The sequence below is a fragment of the Pseudomonas sp. LAM2023 genome (genome assembly GCF_016620375.1).
GTDB lineage: Bacteria > Pseudomonadota > Gammaproteobacteria > Pseudomonadales > Pseudomonadaceae > Aquipseudomonas > Aquipseudomonas anuradhapurensis.
In genome coordinates this window covers 1-3765 of the sequence record NZ_JAENHV010000004.1, presented here as the reverse complement: position 1 = coordinate 3765, position 3765 = coordinate 1, and the positions used below count along the sequence as shown (strand labels likewise).

General features: G+C 67.6%; 2 protein-coding genes. Both read left to right on the top strand.

What is annotated here, in order from left to right; translation table 11 throughout:
- Positions 1–329: 329 nt before the first annotated feature.
- On the top strand, positions 330–3350 hold the full coding sequence (locus JKP78_RS00040) for a type VI secretion system Vgr family protein (RefSeq protein WP_200625802.1): 3021 nt from the start codon (positions 330–332) through the stop codon (positions 3348–3350).
- A partial coding sequence (locus tag JKP78_RS00035; protein ID WP_200625801.1) for a hypothetical protein occupies positions 3347–3765 on the top strand: 419 nt, incomplete at its 3' end. The genes JKP78_RS00040 and JKP78_RS00035, both read left to right, overlap by 4 nt.

Sequence of the window (3765 nt, the reverse complement as noted above, 5' to 3'; positions counted from 1 at the left end):
CCCACGAAGTGTCCGGTACTTCCGGTTCTGACGACTGGCGCGCACCGGTCGCCGGCTAAGGCTCGGGGTCTCTGGGTGATCGACGCCAGCGTTGCATCGCCCATGAGATCGAGCGCCGCCCACGCGGCGCATCGCGGATGAATCCGCTCCTGCATCGGTTGCAAAGTGCCGCACCTGTGAGGCCCTGGTTGCCTGCCTGATCGGCCCGACGCGATGTTTCGGCTGGCGCCGCTGCCCGCCTGCCTGCAGGAGTGGATTCATCCGCGATGCGCCGCGTGAGCGGCGCGCTACCCCGAGGTCGTTTCACTCCCCAGGAAAGAGGGACAAGGATGTTTGCCGCCGCAAACCAGACCCATTTCAGCCTGCACATCGACGGCCTGGAGCACGACTTCCAGGTCCTCGCCTTCGACGGCAAGGAAGCCATCAGCCAGCCCTACGCCATCGACCTGGAGCTGGTCAGCGAACGTCCCTCGCTGGACCTGGAGAGCCTGCTGCACAAGCCCGCGTTCCTTCAGTTGGGCGACGCCGGACGCGGCCTGCATGGCCTGATCTACCGCGCCGCGCAAGGCGAGGCGGGCAAGCGCCTGACCCGCTACCAGGTGACCCTGCGCCCGCAGCTGGCCTACCTGGCCCACCGTATCAACCAGCGCATGTTCCAGCACATGAACGTGCCGAAGATCATCGCCCAGGTGCTGGAGGAGCATGGCATCCTCGCCAACGCCTACCAGTTCCAGCTGGGCGCCGTTTACCCGGACCGCGAGTATTGCGTGCAATACGACGAGTCCAATTTGCAGTTCATCCAGCGGTTGTGTGAAGAAGAGGGCATCCACTACCACTTCCGCCACAGCGCCGCTGGCCATCAACTGGTGTTTGGCGACGACCAGACGGTGTTCCCCAAGCTGGCGCCGGTGGCCTACCAGCAGGATGCCGGGCTGGTGGCCGACACGCCGATGATCAAGCGCTTCGGCCTGCGCGTGGAAACCCGCACCAGCAGCGTCACCCGCCGCGACTACGATTTCAAGAAGCCGCTGATCCAGCTCGAGGGCGAGTCGGTCAGCCACGCCGAGCCCGAGCTCGAAGACTATGACTATCCTGGGCGCTTCCTTGACCGTGCCCGGGGCAAGCACCTGGCCACCCGCGCCCTCGAGCGCCATCGCAGCGACTTTCGCCTGGCCGAGGGCCGCAGCGACCAGCCGCTGCTGGCCAGTGGGCACTTCCTGCCGCTGACCGCGCACCTGAATGCAGCCTGGAACGACCTGTGGCTGCTCACCGAAGTGCGCCACCAGGGCCGCCAGCCGCAGGTGCTGGAAGAAGCCATCACCAGCGACGTCGACCCGCGCGTCGACGGGTTCCAGCAGGGCTACCGCAACTTCTTCAGCGCCACCCCCTGGGAAGCGGTCTACCGTCCGCCGCTGAACCACCCCAAGCCGCGCATCCTCGGTACCCAGCGCGCCGTGGTCAGCGGCCCCGAGGGTGAGGAGATCTATTGCGATGAGTTCGGCCGGGTCAAGGTGCAGTTCTTCTGGGACCGCGAAGGCCAGGCCGACGACAAATCCAGCGTGTGGATGCGCGTGGCCTCCGGCTGGGCCGGGCAGGGCATCGCCGGCCTGCAACTGCCGCGGGTGGGCATGGAAGTGCTGGTCAGCTTCCTCGAAGGCGACCCCGACCAGCCGCTGGTGACCGGCTGCCTGTACCACGGCGTGAACATGCCGCACTACAAGCTGCCCGAGCTGAAGACCCTGGCGACGATCAAGAGCAAGGAATACAAGGGCAGCCGCAACAACGAACTGCGCATCGACGACACCACCAGCGAGATCAGCATCGCCCTGCGCAGCGACCACGGCGCCAGTGCCCTGAACCTCGGCTACCTGACCCACCCACGGCCGAGCGGCGGCGCGCCACGGGGTGAGGGCTTCGAGCTGCGCACCGATCGCCACGGCGCCGTGCGCGCCGCCGGCGGCCTGCTGCTCACCACCGAACCGCGCCCGAACGAAGCCAAGCACCACAAGGACCTGCCCGAAACCGCCGAACGCCTGGCCACTGCCAGCGAGCAGCAGGACAGCCTGGCGCAGCTGGCCAAGCAGATGCAGGCCCAGGAACCGGGCGACCAGGATCAGGTCGCCAAGGACCTGCATGCCCAGCACCTGGGCATCCTCGGCAGTGGTCCGGTCAACCAGAGCGCCAACGAGTTCCCCGAGTTCGCCCAGCCTCACCTGGTGCTGTCGAGCCCGGCCGGCATCGCCCTGACCACACCTGGCCCGAACCACATCACCAGCGGCAGCCACCTGGCGCTGAGCAGCACCGGGCATACCAGCCTGTCGATCGGCAAGCGCCTGTTGGCCAGTGCCAGCCAGGGCATGCGCCTGTTCGTGCAGAGCCTGGGCTGGAAACTGGTGTCGGCCTCCGGCGACATCGACATCCGCGCCCTGAAGGACAACATCAACCTGCTGGCCAAGCTCGACATCACCGCCAACGCCGAGCGCATCGTGCTCACCGCCAAGACCGAGCTGGTAATCCAGGGCGGCGGCAGCGCCACCACCTACAACGCCGGCGGCATCACCCACGTCACCAGCGGCAACTACACCGCCCATGCCGCGAAGTTTGCGCACATCGGTGCGGCGAGCAAGGCCGGCACCTTCCCCGAGCCGCCGAAACCCGGCAAGGGCGACCTGGAGCTGCTGTACCAGTACGCCAACAGCAAGGGTGTGAAGACCGGCGACTACGACGTGCTCGACGCGCTGGGCAAGTCGATCAAGGGCACGCTCGACGGCAACGGTTTCAACCAGGCCAGCGGCGCTGCCGCCGGCCCGCTGTGGGTCGACTTCGGTCTCGACCCGGCCGACACCTGGGCCGAGGGCAGCCACTTCGGCCCCGGTAGCTGGCCGCTGAAGACCGATTTCAACGATATCGCCCCGGGCCAGCAGGCCGTGGTGGGTGAGGTGCTGAGCGCCGGCAAAGGCGAGGACGGGCTGCTGGGCAAGGGCCTGGCACTGGCACAGCAAGGCATGGACAAGGGCAAGGGACTGATGCAGAACGCGATGGCACAAGGTAAATCGATGGCCCACGGCCTGATGGGCCCGGGCGGCAACAGCCTGCTGGAACAGGGCAAGGCCCTGGCCGGCACCGGCATGCAACTGGCGAAAAGCGGCCAGGCCGCACTGCACAAGGCGCAACAGGTCAAGGCCGCAGCCGGCGGCGACACCGGCGCCATGGCCCAGCTGGCCAGCAACGTGGTGCCCGGCGCTGCGCCCACGCTCAAGGCCGCCAGCGCCCTCAAGCAACTGCCGAGCCTGCCCAAGCTCAGCGCCCCGGCTCACCCGGCCAAGCTGAACCATGAGGTGCTGGCATGACCGACGCCAAACAACGCGAACCCCAGGTCGCCGTCGCCCCGCTCAACACCATCGACGCCAAGGACGTCGGCCGTGGCGCCGCCGCCTTCGACGCCTGGCTGCAGTCGGTCAGCGGCGGCTACGTCACCCTCGAACGGATCAAGACCGTGGCCGGCGCCTTGCCGGTGGTGGGCAACATCATGGCCCTGGTCGATGCCCTGGGCGACGTGGTGACGCTGGTCAAGAGCAAGAACCGCCAGTTGCTCGACTGGGTCAGCCTGGGCATCAACCTGATCGGCGTGCTGCCGGCACCGCCAACCATGGCCGCGGCGCGCATGAGCCTGCGCCCGACCCTGTTCCTGGTGCGCCAGGAGCTGCGCAACAGCGCCAAGATGCTGCTGGGCGATGCGCTGATCCAGGTACTGATCGGCCACCT